The sequence below is a fragment of the Streptomyces sp. NPDC001348 genome (assembly GCF_053597535.1).
Genome location: NZ_JBSFIK010000004.1, coordinates 177,847 through 194,903 on the forward strand (window position 1 = coordinate 177,847; position 17,057 = coordinate 194,903).

A 17,057-nucleotide genomic window follows, 5' to 3' on the forward strand; every position below is an offset into this window, starting at 1 on the left:
GCCCGCGTCACTACCTTCTAAGGCGTGACTGTGATCGCGACCGAAAGCCTGAGCAAGCGGTTCCCCCGGGTGACCGCGCTTGACCGGCTCTCCGTGGACGTCGGACCCGGTGTGACGGGACTCGTCGGTGCCAACGGAGCCGGCAAGTCAACGTTGATCAAGATCCTGCTGGGTCTGTCCCCCGCCACCGAGGGCCGCGCCGAGGTGCTCGGCCTCGATGTCGCCACCAAGGGCGCCACCATCCGCGAGCGGGTCGGCTACATGCCGGAGCACGACTGCCTGCCGCCCGACGTCTCGGCCACCGAGTTCGTCGTGCACATGGCCCGCATGTCCGGCCTGCCCCCGGCCGCCGCCCGCGAGCGCACCGCCGACACCCTGCGCCACGTCGGCCTGTACGAGGAGCGCTACCGCCCCATCGGCGGCTACTCCACCGGCATGAAGCAGCGTGTGAAGCTCGCCCAGGCCCTGGTGCACGACCCGCAGCTGGTCTTCCTCGACGAGCCGACCAACGGACTCGACCCGGTCGGCCGCGACGAGATGCTCGGCCTGATCCGCCGCATCCACACCGACTTCGGCATCTCGGTCCTGGTCACCTCCCACCTCCTGGGAGAACTGGAGCGCACCTGCGACCACGTCGTCGTCGTCGACGGCGGCAAACTCCTGCGCTCCAGCTCCACCACCGACTTCACCCAGACCACGACCACCCTCGCGATCGAGGTCACCGACACCGACGACCACCCCGACGGCACCCGCGCCGTCCGCGAGGCGCTGCACGCGCGCGGGCTGGAAACCCACGCCGAGGGCGCCGGACTGCCCGGCGCCGGACACATCCTGCTGCTGACCGCCTCCGGCGAGGAGACGTACGACCTCGTGCGCGACGTCGTCGCCGACCTCGGACTCGGCCTGGTGCGCATGGAACAGCGGCGGCACCACATCTCCGAGGTGTTCACCAGCAGCGACGAGCAGCGGAAGGAGGCCGTCGGCCATGGCGGTTGAGCACCCCCCGGCGACGCCGGGCGACCAGACCCGTATCCACAACATCGGCTACCGCAGCTACGACGGCCCCCGCCTGGGCCGCGCCTACGCCCGCCGCTCCCTGTACTCGCAGTCCCTGCGCGGCGCCTACGGCCTCGGCCGGTCGGCGAAGACCAAGGTGCTGCCGATGCTGCTGTTCGCGGTGATGTGCGTGCCCGCGGCCATCATGGTCGCCGTGGCCGTCGCCACCAAGGCGCACGAACTGCCCCTGTCCTACACCCGCTACGCGATCGTCATGCAGGCCGTGATCAGCCTGTACGTCGCCTCGCAGGCACCCCAGTCCGTCTCGCGCGACCTGCGCTTCAAGACCGTACCGCTGTACTTCTCGCGGCCCATCGAGACCGCCGACTACGTACAGGCCAAGTTCGCGGCGCTCGCCTCGGCGATGTTCGTCCTCACCGGCGCCCCGCTGCTGGTGATGTACGTGGGCTCACTGCTCGCCAAGATGGGCTTCGCCCACCAGACCAAGGAATTCGCCCAGGGACTGGTCGCCGTGGCCCTGCTCTCGCTGCTCTTCGCCGGCATCGGCCTGGTCATCGCCGCCGTCACCCCGCGCCGCGGCTTCGGTATCGCCGCCGTGATCGCCGTGATGACCATCTCCTACGGCGCGGTCTCCACCCTCCAGGCCATCGCCGACTCCCAGGGCAGCAGCAGTGCGGTCCCGTGGATCGGCCTGTTCTCGCCGGTCACCCTGATCGACGGCGTGCAGTCCGCCTTCCTCGGCGGCACCTCGGCCTTCCCCGGGGGCGTCGGCCCGTCCAACGGGCAGGGCGCCGTGTACGTCCTCGTCGTCCTCGGCCTGATCGCCGCCGCCTACGGCCTCCTCATGCGCCGCTACAAGAAGGTGGGCCTCTGATGACCACGCTGTCCATCGACCACGTATCCCGCTGGTTCGGCAACGTGGTCGCCGTCAACGACATCACCATGACCATCGGCCCCGGCGTCACCGGCCTGCTCGGCCCCAACGGCGCCGGCAAGTCCACCTTGATCAACATGATGGGCGGCTTCCTCGCCCCCTCCACCGGCACCGTCACCCTCGACGGGCAGCCGGTGTGGCGCAACGAGGAGATCTACAAGCACATCGGCATCGTGCCCGAGCGGGAGGCGATGTACGACTTCCTCACCGGACGCGAGTTCGTGGTCGCCAACGCCGAGCTGCACGGACTGGGGGACAAGGCCGCCCAGCGCGCCCTCGCCACGGTCGAGATGGAGTACGCCCAGGACCGGAAGATCTCCACCTACTCCAAGGGCATGCGGCAGCGCGTGAAGATGGCGTCCGCGCTCGTCCACGACCCGTCCCTGCTCCTGCTGGACGAACCCTTCAACGGCATGGACCCGCGCCAGCGCATGCAGCTGATGGACCTGCTGCGGCGGATGGGCGACGAGGGCCGCACGGTCCTGTTCTCCTCCCACATCCTCGAAGAGGTCGAGCAACTCGCCTGGCACATCGAGGTCGTGGTCGCCGGACGGCACGCCGCCAGTGGCGACTTCCGCAAGATCCGCCGTCTGATGACGGACCGCCCGCACCGCTACCTGGTGCGCTCCAGCGACGACCGCACGCTGGCGGCCGCGCTGATCGCCGATCCGTCGACCTCCGGCATCGAGGTCGACCTCACCGAGGGCGCACTGCGCATCCAGGCCGTCGACTTCGGCCGCTTCACCACCCTGCTGCCGAAGGTCGCCAGGGACCACGGCATCCGGCTGCTCACGGTCTCGCCGTCCGACGAGTCCCTCGAGTCCGTCTTCTCGTACCTGGTCGCGGCGTAGGAGGCCCATGATGTACGACCCCACAGTCGCCCGGCTCACCTACCGGGCCCTGCTCGGCAGTCGCCGGGCCCTCATCCTGGGCGCGCTGCCCCTGCTGCTGATCGTGATCTCCGCGGCCGTACGCGCCCTGACCGGAGCCGACGACCAGACGGCCTCCGACGTCCTCGGCGGCTTCGCGCTGGCCACCATGGTGCCCATCATCGGCGTCATCGCGGGCACGGGCGCCATCGGACCGGAGATCGACGACGGTTCGGTGGTGTACCTGCTGTCCAAGCCGCTGAAGCGGCCGACGATCATCTTCACCAAGCTGATCGTGGCGATCGCGGTGACCATGGTGTTCTCCGCCGTACCGACCATGATCGCGGGGCTGATCCTGAACGGCAACGGCCAGCAGGTCGCCGTCGCCTACACGGTTGCCGCGCTGGTCGCCTCGATCGCCTACGCGGCGCTCTTCCTGCTGCTCGGCACGGTGTCCCGGCACGCGGTGGTGTTCGGACTGGTCTACGCCCTCGTCTGGGAGGCCCTGTTCGGCTCCCTGGTGCCCGGCGCGCGCACGCTGAGCGTCCAGCAGTGGGCGCTGGCCGTGGCCCACAAGGTCGCCGGCGGGGACCTGGTCACCTCGGACGTGTCACTGACCACGGGGACCGTGCTGCTGGTGGCGGTCACCGTGCTCGCCACCTGGTACGCGGGACAGAAGCTGCGGTCCCTGACGCTGGCGGGCGAGGAGTAGGTCCCGGGTCGTCTTGACGGGGGCTTCACCTCCGTCCCCGCAGACTGGGTGAAAGCGGATGTACGGCTAGGAGGCCGGGGATGGCAGAGGAGACACCGCAGGGCGACGTCTGGGACGGCGTCGTCCTGGACGAGGAGTTCATAGGCGCCGCCGAGACCTCCGAGCCGTCCGCCCGTGCCCGGATGCTCGCCGCCCGCTGGCGTGCCGAGTCGCCGGAGCCGCAGCCCTGGCGGTCGGACGAGCCGCCGGCGGGGTGGTTCTTCAGCAAGGCGCGGCGGCGCAGGTGGCGGCGCCGGTAGCGGCTCGAGCCGCCGGTTAATTCAGTGGCGCCCGACTCGGCGGACGGGCAGAGTGGTTGTGCCCCATCCGCCGGGAGTGTCCCGGCGCCACATTCCGGGAGAGGAGCCGGGCGATGTCCATGCACGACAGTACGTCCGGCTCCCGACAGGGCAGCCCGCGGCAGGCTCCGGTGTAGTTGCCCCACCGTGGAGCCCGCCCCGCACGGGGTGCTGCCCGGGGCGGTCGCTTCGAGCACGCGATGTCGCTCTCGCGTGGACCGCCCACCCGGAGGATTGGCCGAGTGGTAAGGCACTGGCTTGCGCTGTGTTCAACCAGAAGCAGGTCAAGGTCGGGCCTGAAAAGCCCGCGCACGTTCGATCCGTGCATCCTCCGCAGAGACCGGAACCAGCAAAAGACCAACCCGGCCCCGCTCAGCCCAGCAACCGCTCCAGCACCACCGCGATGCCGTCCTCCTCGTTGGAGGACGTCAGCTCGTCCGCGACCGCCTTCAGTTCCTCATGGGCGTTGGCCATGGCCACGCCCCGGGCGGACCAGGCGAACATCGGAATGTCGTTGGGCATGTCGCCGAACGCGAGGGTTTCGGCGCCCTTCACGCCCAGGCGGCGGGCCGCCAGGGACAGGCCCGTGGCCTTGGACAGTCCCAGCGGCAGCAGTTCCACGATGCCCGCGCCCGCCATGGCGACGGTGACGAAGCCGCCCGCGGCCCGCTGGGCCGCCTCGGCCAGCTCGTCGTCGGACAGCTCGGGATGCTGGATGTAGATCTTGCTCAGCGGGGCGGTCCACAGGTCCGACGCGTCCGTGAACGGGACCGAGGGCAGCGTGCCGGTGAGCGCGTAGCCCGGCCCCACCAGCACGTCGCCGTCCAGTCCGTCGCGGCTCGCCGCCAGGTACAGCGGGCCCACCTCGGCCTCTATCTTGGCCAGGGCCACACCCGCCAGCTGCCGGTCCAGGGTGACGGACGTGAGCAGGCGGTGCTCACCGGCGTGGTAGACCTGCGTCCCCTGGCCGCAGACGGCGAGGCCGTCGTAGCCGAGGTCGTCGAGGATGTGCCGGGTCCAGGGGACCCCCCGGCCCGTTACGACGATGTGCGCGGCGCCCGCCGCCGTGGCCGCGGCGAGCGCGTCACGAGTGCGCTGTGAGACCGACTCGTCGGAGCGCAGAAGCGTTCCGTCGAGATCGGTGGCGATGAGCCGGTAGGGGAATCCCCCGGAGGGCGACACCTCGCTCACTTGGCCACCGGCTCCAGGACCTCCCGGCCGCCCAGGTACGGGCGCAGCACCTCGGGAACCCGGACGGAGCCGTCGGCCTGCTGGTGGTTCTCGAGGATCGCCACGATGGTGCGCGGTACGGCGCACAGCGTGCCGTTGAGCGTCGCCAGCGGGCGCACCTGCTTGCCCTCGCGGACGCGGATCGACAGGCGGCGGGACTGGAACTCGGTGCAGTCCGAGGTCGAGGTCAGCTCGCGGTACTTGCCCTGGGTCGGGATCCACGCCTCGCAGTCGAACTTGCGGGAGGCCGAGGCGCCGAGGTCACCGGTGGCGACGTCGATGACGCGGAAGGGCAGCTCGAGCGAGGTCAGCCACTGCTTCTCCCACTCCAGCAGACGCTGGTGCTCTGCCTGCGAGTCCTCGGGAGTGACGTAGGAGAACATCTCGACCTTGTCGAACTGGTGGACGCGGAAGATGCCCTTGGTGTCCTTGCCGTGCGATCCGGCCTCACGGCGGAAGCACGGCGAAAAGCCGGCGTAGCGCAGCGGCAGCCGGTCCGCGTCGATGATCTCGTCCATGTGGTACGCGGCCAGCGGGACCTCGGACGTGCCGACCAGGTACAGATCGTCCTTGTCGAGGTGGTAGACGTCCTGGGCCGCCTGGCCGAGGAAGCCGGTGCCCGCCATGGACTGCGGACGGACCAGCGCCGGGGTCAGCATCGGGGTGAAGCCCGCGGCCGTGGCCTGGGCGATCGCCGCGTTCACCAGCGCGAGCTCCAGCAGGGCGCCGACGCCGGTCAGGAAGTAGAAGCGCGAGCCGGAGACCTTCGCGCCGCGTTCGACGTCGATGGCGCCGAGGAGCTGGCCCAGCTCCAGGTGGTCCTTGGGCTCGAAGCCCTCGGCCGCGAAGTCGCGGATCGTGCCGAGCGTCTCCAGCGTGGCGAAGTCCTCCTCGCCGCCCACGGGCACGTCGGGGTGGACGAGGTTGCCCAGCTGCTGGAGGAGCTGCTGGGTCTCGGCGTCGGCCGCGTCGCGCTCGGCGTCGGCGGCCTTGACGTCCGCCTTCAGCTGTTCGGCGCGCTTGAGCAGCTCGGCCTTCTCGTCGGCGGTGGCCTTGGGGATGAGCTTGCCGAGCTGTTTCTGCTCGGCGCGCAGCTCGTCGAAGCGGACGCCGGACGACCTGCGCCGTTCGTCGGCGGACAGGAGGGAGTCGACGAGTGCGACGTCCTCTCCACGGGCGCGCTGGGACGCGCGCACACGGTCGGGGTCCTCACGGAGCAGGCGAAGGTCAATCACGCGGTCAAGGCTACCGGTGAGACGTTCTGGCTCACGACCTGGTTTCCCGAACTGCGGCGAACTGTACGCAACCATGGCTTACATGCCGTTATGGGGCAAATGCCCAGCGTGTCAATAAACCCTGTCTCATTCCCTGGGACGGAGCATGTGAAGGGTGCGCCGTTGACTCGACTTCCTTGCGGCGGAGGGGACTTGGGCCCTCTGTTGTCCACAGGAATCCACACGCGCGGAAAAGTTATCCACAGGCTGTGCGGAACACCTGTGGATGTCGGAATTGATCACTCCAGAAGTGGTGATCGGAGTGAAGAATTCCCGGTTCAAACCGACTCGACACCCACTTTCGGGTGGAAAAGGGTCGCCCCAAAAGATGAACCAAAGGAAACGGGTGGACGAAGGGCGAGATGTTCGATGCCGCCTCGGGGTGTGGTCGGCGAGGCGATTTGTCGACCAAGTGGCGCTTCCGTGTCGACTTGTCCCCAGGTCGAGAAGCTGACCTGTGGATAACTCCTGTGGATAACTCTAGAACCGCCCGTCCTGGCAGCGCGCGACCCAGTCCGCCGCGGACACGAACTCCTCGTCCGACGTTCCGGGCAGCGTGGGCCTGGCTCCGTCCGGGGTGATGTCCGCACGCGGGTACGAGCCGAGGAAGCGGACCTGCAGACAGATCCGCTTCAGCCCCATCAGCGCCTCGGCCACCCGCCGGTCGGAGATGTGGCCCTCGGCGTCGATGCAGAAGCAGTAGTTTCCGATGCCGGCGCCGGTCGGGCGGGACTGCAGCAGCATGAGGTTGATACCCCGGGTCGCGAACTCGCCGAGCAGGTCGCGCAGGCCTCCAGGGTGGTCGTCGCGCTGCCAGAGAACCACCGACGTCTTGTCCGCGCCGGTCGGGGCCGCGGGCCGGGCAGGACGCCCCACCAGGACGAACCGTGTCTGCGCGTTCTCCGCGTCGTGGATCCCGGTCTCCAGGGCCGTCAGCCCGTACCGGGCGGCGGCGAACTCGCCGGCGAAGGCGGCGTCGTACCGGCCCTCCTGGACCAGCCGGGCGCCGTCCGCGTTGGAGGCGGCGGACTCCCAGAGGGCCTCCGGGAGGTTGGCCTTGAGCCAGTTGCGGACCTGCGGCTGGGCGGCCGGGTGAGCGGTGACGGTCTTGATGTCGGACAGTTTCGTGCCCGGACGGACCAGCAGCGCGAAGGTGATGGAGAGCAGCACCTCGCGGTAGATCATCAGGGGTGAGCCCGCGACCAGCTCGTCCAGGGTGGTGGTGATGCCGCCCTCGACGGAGTTCTCGATCGGCACGAACGCGGCTTCGGCCTCTCCGCCGCGCACGGCGTCCAGTGCGGACTGCACCGACACGTACGGGATCAGCTCCCGGGTGGCCGCCTCCGGGAGGGTACGCAGGGCGACTTCGGTGAAGGTGCCCTCGGGGCCGAGATACGCATAGCTCGCTGGCATGCCCTCACCCTAATGGCCGCACGGAAAGCCGGCGCAGCCGTTTCGGTACTGCCCCCGCCGAGGGTGAACCGGCGTGACCTCACCCCTCCAGCAGGCGTTGCCCCACGTACTCCCCCTTCGCGGCGCCGCCCGGCACCGCGAACAGCCCGCTGGCCTCGTGCCGGATGTACTGGGACAGTGCGTCGCCCCGGTCGAGTTTGCGCTGCACCGGTACGAAGCCGCGCAGCGGGTCCGCCTGCCAGCAGACGAACAGCAGGCCGGCGTCGGGAGTTCCGTCGACGTCGATGCCGTCGTGGTAGGAGAACGGCCTCCGGAGCATGGCGGCGCCCCCGTTCTGGTCGGGCCGGGTGATACGGGCGTGGGCATTGAGCGGGACGACGTAGTCGCCCTTGGCGTCCGCCTTCTCCAGGTCCATCGCGGTCGTCTCGTCGCCGCCCGACAGCGGCGCTCCATTGGACTTGCGGCGCCCGATGACCGCCTCCTGGGCCGCTGTCGACAGCTTCTCCCAGTCGTCGAGGAGCATGCGGATCCGGCGTACGACGGCGTAGGAGCCGCCCGCCATCCAGGCGGGGTCGTTCGATCCGGAGGCAGGCACGAAGATCCGTTCGTCGAAGTCGGCGTCGGCCGGCTTCGGATTGCGGGTGCCGTCGAGCTGGCCCATGAGATTGCGGGCCGTCATGGGGTGGGCGGTGGCGCCCGGGGTGCGGTTGAAGCCGTTCATCTGCCAGCGGACGCGGGCCGCGCTGCCGGCGTCCTTCTGGATCGCGCGCAGGGCGTGGAAGGCGACGAGGGCGTCGTCGGCGCCGATCTGGACCCACAGGTCGCCGTTGCTGCGCGCTTTGTCCAGGTGGTCGGAGGAGAAGTCGGGCAGCGGGTCGAGGGAGACCGGGCGCTGCTCCTCCAGGCCGGTCCTGCCGAAGAAGGTGTGCCCGAACCCGAAGGTGATCGTCAGTGACGACGGGCCGGCGTCCCGGGCCACGTCGGTGTCGTCGTGTGCGGCCGGCTCTCCGGCCATCAGCCGCTCGGCCGTCACCGACCAGCGGCGCAGCAGTGCGGCCGCCTCCTTGCGGCCCGCGCCCCCCGCCAGGTCGAAGGCGACGAGGTGCCCGCGAGCCTGGAGCCCGTCGGTGATGCCGGGCTGATGTTTCCCGTGGAACATCACCCGGCCGGTGCCGACCGAGGTCAGCGGTGTGGCTCCGGCGGGTGCGGCGGCGTACCCGCCGGCCCCGCCGGCCGCACCCAGCACGAGGCCGGTGGCGCCGGCGGTGCCCAGCAGCTTCCTGCGGGAGAGGCCGTCCCGCGAGGAGCTGTCGGCGGGGACGGCCTCCTCCACGGCGGTGTCGGAAGGACGGGCCTTCGGGATGGACTGGTCAGCCATGGTGCGGTTCAGCCGATCTGCGCGTTCTTGTAGACGGTCACCTGGTCGATGTCGGAGGTGCGCACGGTCACGGCGACCTTCCATTCGCCGGCCATGGGGATCTGCACCCCGGTCGCGGCCCAGTGTCCGGTGGCGACGTGGTCGGGGGTCACGGGCAGCGGCCCGATCTTCCTGGCCTCGAGGGTGAAGGCGACCTTCACCTCGGGGATGTCGAAGGCGCGGCCGTTGGGCCGCTGGACGTAGACGTGCATCTCGTTGCCGCCGACGCGCGCCGGGTCGAGGTCGAGCCGTACGACGCCCTTGCCGTCCTGGCCGCCGGTGTCGAACGACATGTCGAGGGTGAGTGCCCCGGAGGAGGACGACGACGTGGTGGAGGACGAGGAGGTGGCCGCCTTGGCCTCCTGCTCGGTGCGGCCCGGTTCGGTCTGGGTCAGCACGGTGGTGACGGCGAGCAGGACGACGGCGACGCCTGCCTCGGCGAGGACCGAGCGGCGCAGGCCGAAGCGGTTCGGGTCGGCGTCGCGCATCCGCTTCTGCCGGGCGGAGTCCTGGGCGGCGCGCTGCCGGGCCAGCTGGGTGGCGCGCTGGGTGTCCGAGGCGGAGGCGGGGGTGGTCACGTGCTCCTTCACCTTTGCCTCGGCCTGTACCTTCGCCTCCGTCTCAGCCTTCACCGCGGCTTGCACCTCGGCACTCACCTTGGCCGCCGCCTCGGTCTTCAGCTCGGCATCCGTCGCGGCCTCCGCCTCCGCTGCGGCGGTCTCGGACTCCTCCGCCTCCGCCGGCGCGGGCGCCGTGCCGGCGAGCCGTGCCGTCCACCGGCGGGAGATCACCGCGATGCCGACCAGCAGTGCCACGAGCCCGATCTTGACCAGCAGCAGTTGTCCGTAGCGGGTGTCGGTGAACGCCGACCAGGAGCCGAGCTGGCGCCAGGACTGGTAGACGCCGGTCGCCACGAGCACGACGACGGATCCCATGGCGAGGCGGGAGAAGCGGTGGACGGCCGCGGTCTCCACCGGCGTCTCGGCGGGTGCCCGGTAGAGGGAGACCAGGAGGGCCGTGAGACCGCCCAGCCAGGTGGCGACGGCCAGCAGGTGCACCACGTCGACCGGCATGGCGATGCCGGGCTGGAGCCCGGTCGAGGCGTGCTCGGCCATCGCCCAGCTCGCCGCGAGTCCGGCGGCCACCACGGTGCCGCCGATCGCGAGGCCGAAGGTCAGGTCCCGCTTCTCCTCGTCCTCCCGCTTGTCATAGGCGCCGAAGAGGACGGCGATGAACAGCGCCGCCGCGGCGAGCAGCAGCAGCCGGGAGACGAGTGCCGCGCCGGTCTTGGTCTGCAGCACCTGGCCGAGCAGGTCCAGGTCGAAGACGGCACCGATCTTCCCGGAGCCGGTGTAGGAACCGCGCAGGAGCAGCAGCCAGAGGGTGGCCGCGGTGAGCGTGAGCCAGCCGCCGACGACGAGCCGCTGCACGGCCCGTACCCCGGAGCCGCGCTGCCAGCAGGCGAGCACGAAGGCGGCGCCGCCCACGAGCACGATGTAACCGGCGTACGACATGTAGCGGCCGAACCCGTACAGCCAGCCCACGGCGCTGTCGTTCGCGGTCCGTCCGGAGACGGAGACGGTGGTCTGGGACGGACTGCCCACGGAGAAGGTGTAGGCGCCGGAGACGGGATGGCTGTCGGCCGAGACGACCTGGTAGGTGACGGTGTAGGTGCCGTCCTTCAGGCCGCTCTTGAGCTGTACCGCGTACGTCGTTCCGCTGATGTTGGACGGCTTGCCGACGTCGACCTTCTTGCCCTTGGGGTCGAGGACGTGCAGCGAGTCGTCGTTCATCGCCACCTGCTCGGAGAAGGTGAGCGACACCTGTTCGGGCGCCTTCTTGACCACCACCCCCTGGGCGGGGTCGCTGCCGGTCAGCGCGGCGTGCGCGGAGGCAGACCCCGCCCCGGCCAGCAGCGCGCCGGTGACGGCCAGGAACAGCAGCACCAGGGTGCGCAGGCGGGGGGTGATGGTCCGCGTCAAGGTGGTCCCTCCCTCAGTGTCCGGTCGACGGGTTGTACGTGGCGGACTTCACCGGCATCTCGACGGTGAGCGGCCCGGACTTGGCAAAGGTGAGTTTCAGGGTGATCGTCTGGCCCGTTTTCGGCCTCTGCTTCAGCTTTTCGAACATCAGGTGGTTGCCGCCGCTCCTGAAGACGAGCCGGCCGTGGGCGGGCACGGGGAAGGAGGTGACCTCCTCCATCGCGCCGCCGACGGTGTCGTGCATGGTGACGTCACCGGCCACGTCACTGGTGACCTTGGTCAGCTCGTCCTTGGTGCCGCCGTCGTTGACGATCGTCAGGAAGCCGGCCGCCATGTCGGCGGAGACGGGCTGCGGCATGTAGGACGAGCGGACCGATATGTCCGCCTTGGTGTCGCCGGACCCGCCGCAGCCGGCGAGGGCCATGGCACCGGCCATCGCAGCGGCGGGCAGGGCGTGGCGCCTCACGGCTTCGCCCCCTTGACGATCTTGGGGAGGTCCTTGGTGTAGTCGTCGACCGTGGTGTCCTCGCCGTAGACGACGTACCCGCCGTCGGTCTTCGGGGAGAAGGCGATGACCTGGGTGCCGTGGACCGAGACGACCTTGCCGTTCTTTTCCTTCTTCGTCGGCTCGATGGAGATGCCCAGCGAGCGGGCCCCGGCCTGGATGGTGGAGAAGTCGCCGGTCAGACCTATGAACTGGGGGTCGATGCCCTTGAGCCACTTGCCGAGTTCGGCGGGGGTGTCGCGGGCGGGGTCGGTGGTCACGAAGACCACGCGCAGCTTCGCCTGCTCGGCCTTGGGCAGTGCCTTCTTGGCGACCGCGATGTTGTTCATGGTCAGCGGGCAGACGTCGGGGCAGTGGGTGTAGCCGAAGTAGATGAGCGTCGGCTTGCCCTTGGTCTCCTCGCGGAGGTCGTACTTCTTGCCGTGGGTGTCGGTGAGGACGAGGTCCGGCTTCTCGAAGGGCTGGTCGAGGACGGTGCCGGCCTTGTCGGAGCCGGACTCCTCGGAGACCACGGTGACGGGCGACTGGCCGTCGTCGCTGCCGCAGGCGGAGAGGGTCAGGGTGGCGGCGGCGAGCAGTGCGGCCGCCGCGAACGTCTTGTTGCGCATAGAGATGTGTCCCGGATGTGAGAGCTCCGGCGCGCACCGGGGCCGTACGCAAGAGTGGCACGGCCCCCTGTGCGCGGTGCGGATGGGATGGGGTCAGGCGGACCGTCGGCGTCCGGCGAGCACGCCGTACGCCACGCCTGCCACGCCGAGTGCGATGCCGACGGTGCCGAGCACGCGCGCGGTGGTGTCACTGCCGCCGGAGGAGGAGTCGCCGGAGGCGGCCGCGGTCTCGGTCCTGCCGTCCGTCTTGTCGGAGGCGTCCTCGGCGTTGGAGGAGCCGTGGGAGTGCTCGCCGTCGGAGGCGGCCGACAGTTCGAGCACCGGGGCCGGGTTCTCGGGTTCCTCCTGGCCGTCCTGCTGGGCCTCGATCCAGCGGACGACTTCCTTGTCGGAGTACGTCTGGATCGCCTTGAAGACCAGTTCGTCGGTGTCGTCCGGCAGGGCTCCGATGGACAGGGGGAACTTCTGGAAGTAGCCGGGCTCGATGCCCTTGCCGTCGGCGGTCCAGGTGACCTTGGTGACCGCCTCGGCGATCTTCTTGCCGTGCATCTCCATCGGCTTGGCCGGCTTGGCCTTGGTGACCTTCACCGTCCAGCCGTCGATCGGCTGCGGCATCACCGACGCCAGCGGGTGGTCGGTGGGGAGGTTGACCTCGAGCTTCGTGGTCGAGGCGTTGTCGCGCTCGTTGGGCACCTTGAAGTCGACGACCGCGTAGCCGCCCTTGGCGGGCGTGGTCTCCGGCTGCACGCTGACGTGCGCGAAGGCGGGCGCGGACAGGGCGAGCACGATGGAGCCGGCGACGGCAGCGGCGGCGGCGAGACGGGAAGCCTTGATGGCCTTCATGGCAGAGAGCACTCCACTCTGAGTGAGATCCGGGATGGTTCCGGTGGCGAAGAGGGACGCGCGCGTGAAGCGACGGCGGTCCCTCTCCGCACGGATCCCGTGGGGAGTGGCTCTGTGTCGCGTCAGGCGGCGAGTTCGAGTGCGGCGGCGGGCGGCGGGCCGCGCCGGATCACCGTGTGCTGGAGTGCGGTGGTGTGCGGGGCGGGTGAGTCGTGCGGAGCGGTACGACGGACACGCGCGCGGGGGCCGGGAGCGCCGGGGAGACCGGCGCACAGGGCGCACGCCAGTGCGAGCGCCCCGCGCAGGGAACGTACGAGCGTCCCCTCGGCGACCCCGTGCACCGAGAGGTCCAGCAGCCGCAGCACCGCCAGGTCACCGCGGCGCAGCAGCCAGCCGACGGCCACGGCCGCGAGCAGGTGGCCGAGGAGCATCGGCAGCGACGGCAGCAGGGACGGGAGAAGGGAGGCGGTGGAGCCGGTCGCGTCCGCCGCGTACCGCATGGTGCCCATGTCCGTGCCGGGCCGCCCGGTTGCCGCGCCGGCCAGATGCGCGTCGGCGAGGATCTTGTAGGCGTGGGCGGGGCTGAGGCCGGCCGCGCCCGACCCGCAGAGCAGCCGCGCGGCGCGGGCCACCAGGGCCTGGTCGCTCATCTGGGACACCGAGGACGTGGACATCGCGCCCATGGACGCCGCGGACATCCCGCCGGAGGGCGTCGCACGCTCGGCCAGCCCGAACAGGGTGTGCAGCGCGGTCTGCCCGAAGGCGAGCAGTGCCGCGATCCCCGGCAGCGAGCGGTCCCGCCCGGTGAGGGGGGCCACCAGCAGCAGGGAGCCGAGGAATCCCGCGCCCAGCGTCCACAGCGGGACGGTGGCGCAGGCGGCCAGGGCGTGCCCCGCGGCGGCCAGCGCGACACAGACCGCGGCGAAAACCGTGGCCCGCAGAATCCGGAGTTCCGCTCCGGAGCGTGTCGTGCCGGGGTGGGGGGCAGTCATGGCGCGCTCATCATCGCACTGCTCCCCCCTGGCCCGTGCGGCAGGTCCGGCTGACGGGCCCTGTCGGGGTGCCCCTCATACACCGATTCGTCTGCGTCCGCATCCACCGTATGGGCGGTGTCACGCCGACGGTGTGCTTACACACGGGCACGGGCGGCAATACGTATCGGTATGTCGAGCCGCGGCCAGGAGGCTGGAGCATGAGCATCTGGTGGTCACTCCATCTGCGGCGCGACGCCGCGAGCGTGCCGCTCGCCCGACGCCTTCTCATGGGCACCATGGAAACCGCGGGCGTGGACCCCGACATCTCCTACGACCTGTCCGTCGCCCTCAGCGAGGCCTGTGCGAACGCCGTCGAACACGGTGGGGGCGGGGCGCTCGACGCCTCCTCGGAGGCGTACCGGGTGACGGCCTACCTCGACGGTGAGAAGTGCCGTATCGAGGTGACCGACTCCGGCCCGGGACTCGCCCGCGGCACCGGCACCCGGCCGCCGCGCGTGGACGCCGAGCACGGACGCGGCCTCTGTCTCATCCGGGCACTCGCCGACCATGTGCACATCGGGCCCGAGCCGGGCCGCGCCGGGACGGTGGTCAGTTTCGACAAGATGCTCAAGTGGCGCGACGACGCGCCGCTCATAACCGTCTAGGTGTGCTGTTCCCGGCTTCGCCGCCGGTCAACTCCACGGTTTCCTCAGCGCGTTGCCCGGCTAGGGTGAGTGCATGGACATCCTCTCCGAGCAGTTGACGGACGACGTGGGGCTGCGGCTCGCGGCGAGAGGGGACGCGCGGGCGCTCGCTGCGGCGTACCTGGAGAACCGGGAGCACCTCGCTCCGTGGGAGCCCCGCCGCCCGGAGGGCTTCTTCACCGCCGCCGGTCAGCAGGCCGTGCTCGACGACCGGTTGCGGCAGCTCGCCGAGAAGCGGGCCGTCCCGTGGGTGCTGGAAGCCGCCGACGGGCGCATCGCGGGGACGATCACGCTGTCCGGGATCGTCCTCGGTCCGTTCCGCAGCGCCCATCTCGGTTACTGGATCGCCGCCGACCGCCAGGGGCAGGGGCTGGCGGCGGCCGCCGTCGAGGCGGTGTGCCGGGCGGCCCGCGAGAGGGTGGGGCTGCACCGGATCGAGGCCACCACGGTCCTGGACAACGCCCGCTCCCAGCGGGTGCTGGCCAAGTGCGGCTTCGAGCACATCGGTACGGCCCCGCGCTATCTGCACATCGACGGCACCTGGCGCGACCACCGGCTGTTCCAGCGGATCCTGCACGACGACGATCCGGGGCCGTGAACGCGGCGAGGGCATGGATACGGCCGGGCACCGCTCCCGGTGCCCGGCCGTCGGTCTCGTATCAGCGGTTCGGCTCAGCGGTTCGGCTCAGCGCTTCGGCTCAGCGATCCGGCTCAGCCCTTCAGCGACGCCATCCACGCCTCGACCTCGTCGGAGCGGCGCGGCAGGGCCGCCGACAGGTTCCGGTTGCCGTCCTCGGTGACGAGGATGTCGTCCTCGATCCGGACCCCGATGCCCCGGTACTCCTCCGGCACGGTCAGGTCGTCGGCCTGGAAGTACAGGCCGGGCTCGACGGTGAGCACCATGCCGGGCTCCAGCGTGCCGTCCACGTAGGTCTCCACGCGGGCGGCGGCACAGTCGTGGACGTCCATGCCGAGCATGTGACCGGTGCCGTGCAGCGTCCAGCGGCGCTGCAGGCCGAGCTCCAGGACGCGCTCCACCGGGCCCTCGACCAGGCCCCACTCGACGAGCCGCTCGGCGAGCACCCGCTGGGCGGCGTCGTGGAAGTCCCGGTACTTGCCGCCCGGCGCGACGGCCGCGATGCCGGCCTCCTGGGCGTCGTACACGGCGTCGTAGATTTTCTTCTGGATCTCGCTGTAGCGGCCGTTGACCGGCAGCGTGCGGGTGACGTCGGCGGTGTACAGCGTGTGCGTCTCCACGCCGGCGTCCAGCAGGAGCAGGTCGCCGGAGCGGACCGGGCCGTCGTTGCGCACCCAGTGCAGCGTGCAGGCGTGCGGGCCGGCGGCGGCGATGGTGCCGTAGCCGATGTCGTTGCCCTCCACCCGCGCGCGGAGGAAGAACGTGCCCTCGATGTAGCGCTCGCTCGTCGCCTCGGCCTTGTCGAGGACCTTCACCACGTCCTCGAAGCCGCGCACGGTGGAGTCGACGGCCTTCTGCAGCTCGCCGATCTCGAACTCGTCCTTGACCAGCCGCGCCTCGGAGAGGAAGACGCGCAGCTCCTCGTCGCGTTCGGCGGTGACCTTGTCGGTCAGGGCCGCCTCGACGGCCGCGTCGTGGCCGCGGACCACGCGGACCGGGCCGGTGGCCTCCTTCAGCTTCTGGGGCAGCTCGCGCACGTCGGCGGCCGGGATGCCGTACAGGGCCTCGGACTCGGTGAGCGAGTGGCGGCGGCCGACCCACAGCTCGCCGTGGCCGGACAGCCAGAACTCACCGTTCTCCCGGTCGGAGCGCGGCAGGAGGTAGATCGTCTCCTTGTGACCGTCCGTCGTCGGCTCCAGCACCAGGACGCCGTCCTCGGTCTGGTTGCCGGTGAGGTACGTGTACTCGACCGACGACCGGAAGGCGTACTCCGTGTCGTTCGAGCGGGTCTTCAGATTGCCCGCCGGGATCACCAGGCGCTCGCCCGGGAAGCGGGCGGACAGCGCGGCGCGGCGGCGCGCGGTGTGCCCGGCCTGCTCGATCGGCTTCAGGTCGCGCAGCTCCGTGTCGGCCCAGCCGGACTTCATGTTCTCGGCGAGTTCGTCGGACAAGCCCGGGTACAGGCCGTTCTTGCGCTGCTTGATCGGCTCTTCCGTCTCCTCCGGGTCCGCTGCGGTGGCAGCAATGGACTCGGCCGGGGTGAGCTCGTCGGCCACGGTCATCCTCCTCGACACTGCGCTGGATGACGTCCATCGTACGG

General features: G+C 70.5%; 17 protein-coding genes and 1 tRNA gene. 8 read left to right on the plus strand and 10 right to left on the minus strand.

Annotated elements, in window-relative coordinates:
• The first annotated feature begins 30 nt into the window (after nucleotides 1-30).
• From ACWC21_RS05970 to ACWC21_RS05995, 6 genes are all read left to right on the plus strand, one after another.
• Nucleotides 31-996 (plus strand): ABC transporter ATP-binding protein, encoded by a 966-nt coding sequence (locus ACWC21_RS05970; protein ID WP_450878811.1) that lies wholly within the window; start codon nucleotides 31-33, stop codon nucleotides 994-996.
• Nucleotides 986-1,891 carry an ABC transporter permease gene (locus ACWC21_RS05975; RefSeq protein WP_450878577.1) on the plus strand — a complete coding sequence of 302 codons (906 nt, stop codon included), beginning with the start codon at nucleotides 986-988 and terminating at the stop codon, nucleotides 1,889-1,891. Before ACWC21_RS05970 ends, ACWC21_RS05975 begins: the two co-directional genes overlap by 11 nt.
• Nucleotides 1,891-2,802 carry an ABC transporter ATP-binding protein gene (locus tag ACWC21_RS05980; RefSeq protein WP_450878579.1) on the plus strand — a complete coding sequence of 304 codons (912 nt, stop codon included), beginning with the start codon at nucleotides 1,891-1,893 and terminating at the stop codon, nucleotides 2,800-2,802. Before ACWC21_RS05975 ends, ACWC21_RS05980 begins: the two co-directional genes overlap by 1 nt.
• A 10-nt stretch (nucleotides 2,803-2,812) precedes the next feature.
• Nucleotides 2,813-3,532, plus strand: coding sequence for an ABC transporter permease subunit (locus ACWC21_RS05985; RefSeq protein ID WP_450878581.1), 720 nt, complete (start codon nucleotides 2,813-2,815; stop codon nucleotides 3,530-3,532).
• Between the two features lie 80 nt (nucleotides 3,533-3,612).
• Entirely contained in the window at nucleotides 3,613-3,831 is a 219-nt protein-coding gene (locus tag ACWC21_RS05990) for an SGM_3592 family protein (protein WP_450878582.1), read from the plus strand.
• Between the two features lie 267 nt (nucleotides 3,832-4,098).
• A tRNA-OTHER gene (locus ACWC21_RS05995) sits at nucleotides 4,099-4,204 on the plus strand.
• Nucleotides 4,205-4,242: 38 nt separating this feature from the next.
• Here ACWC21_RS05995 and ACWC21_RS06000 read toward each other — a convergent pair.
• From ACWC21_RS06000 to ACWC21_RS06040, 9 genes are all read right to left on the minus strand, one after another.
• Nucleotides 4,243-5,061, minus strand: coding sequence for an HAD family hydrolase (locus ACWC21_RS06000; RefSeq protein ID WP_450878584.1), 819 nt, complete (start codon nucleotides 5,059-5,061; stop codon nucleotides 4,243-4,245).
• Entirely contained in the window at nucleotides 5,058-6,335 is a 1,278-nt protein-coding gene (gene serS / locus ACWC21_RS06005; RefSeq protein WP_450878586.1) for a serine--tRNA ligase, read from the minus strand. Before serS ends, ACWC21_RS06000 begins: the two co-directional genes overlap by 4 nt.
• 519 nt (nucleotides 6,336-6,854) lie before the next feature.
• Nucleotides 6,855-7,787: a prephenate dehydratase gene (pheA, locus tag ACWC21_RS06010; RefSeq protein WP_450878588.1), complete on the minus strand. Its 933-nt coding sequence runs from the start codon at nucleotides 7,785-7,787 to the stop codon at nucleotides 6,855-6,857.
• 79 nt (nucleotides 7,788-7,866) lie between these two features.
• On the minus strand, nucleotides 7,867-9,165 hold the full coding sequence (efeB, locus tag ACWC21_RS06015) for an iron uptake transporter deferrochelatase/peroxidase subunit (protein WP_450878590.1): 1,299 nt from the start codon (nucleotides 9,163-9,165) through the stop codon (nucleotides 7,867-7,869).
• Between the two features lie 8 nt (nucleotides 9,166-9,173).
• A complete protein-coding gene (locus tag ACWC21_RS06020; RefSeq protein WP_450878592.1) occupies nucleotides 9,174-11,186 on the minus strand; it encodes a copper resistance protein CopC in 2,013 nt (670 codons plus the stop codon).
• Between the two features lie 13 nt (nucleotides 11,187-11,199).
• Nucleotides 11,200-11,652 (minus strand): copper chaperone PCu(A)C, encoded by a 453-nt coding sequence (locus ACWC21_RS06025; RefSeq protein ID WP_450878594.1) that lies wholly within the window; start codon nucleotides 11,650-11,652, stop codon nucleotides 11,200-11,202.
• Nucleotides 11,649-12,299 carry an SCO family protein gene (locus tag ACWC21_RS06030; protein WP_450878596.1) on the minus strand — a complete coding sequence of 217 codons (651 nt, stop codon included), beginning with the start codon at nucleotides 12,297-12,299 and terminating at the stop codon, nucleotides 11,649-11,651. Before ACWC21_RS06030 ends, ACWC21_RS06025 begins: the two co-directional genes overlap by 4 nt.
• A gap of 93 nt (nucleotides 12,300-12,392) precedes the next feature.
• The gene (locus tag ACWC21_RS06035; protein WP_450878813.1) at nucleotides 12,393-13,133 is read right to left on the minus strand and encodes a YcnI family copper-binding membrane protein; all 741 of its coding nucleotides are present in this window, start codon (nucleotides 13,131-13,133) and stop codon (nucleotides 12,393-12,395) included.
• Nucleotides 13,134-13,264: 131 nt separating this feature from the next.
• Nucleotides 13,265-14,134 carry a hypothetical protein gene (locus tag ACWC21_RS06040; protein WP_450878598.1) on the minus strand — a complete coding sequence of 290 codons (870 nt, stop codon included), beginning with the start codon at nucleotides 14,132-14,134 and terminating at the stop codon, nucleotides 13,265-13,267.
• 200 nt (nucleotides 14,135-14,334) lie between these two features.
• On the opposite strand from ACWC21_RS06040, the gene ACWC21_RS06045 reads away from it, so the two are divergent.
• Together ACWC21_RS06045 and ACWC21_RS06050 are read left to right on the plus strand one after the other, a co-directional pair.
• Nucleotides 14,335-14,781 carry an ATP-binding protein gene (locus tag ACWC21_RS06045; protein WP_450878600.1) on the plus strand — a complete coding sequence of 149 codons (447 nt, stop codon included), beginning with the start codon at nucleotides 14,335-14,337 and terminating at the stop codon, nucleotides 14,779-14,781.
• Between the two features lie 73 nt (nucleotides 14,782-14,854).
• Nucleotides 14,855-15,418 (plus strand): GNAT family N-acetyltransferase, encoded by a 564-nt coding sequence (locus ACWC21_RS06050; protein WP_450878602.1) that lies wholly within the window; start codon nucleotides 14,855-14,857, stop codon nucleotides 15,416-15,418.
• 113 nt (nucleotides 15,419-15,531) lie between these two features.
• Here the strand turns inward: ACWC21_RS06050 and ACWC21_RS06055 are convergent, their stop codons facing one another.
• The gene (locus ACWC21_RS06055) at nucleotides 15,532-17,019 is read right to left on the minus strand and encodes an aminopeptidase P family protein (protein ID WP_450878604.1); all 1,488 of its coding nucleotides are present in this window, start codon (nucleotides 17,017-17,019) and stop codon (nucleotides 15,532-15,534) included.
• Between the last annotated feature and the right edge of the window lie 38 nt (nucleotides 17,020-17,057).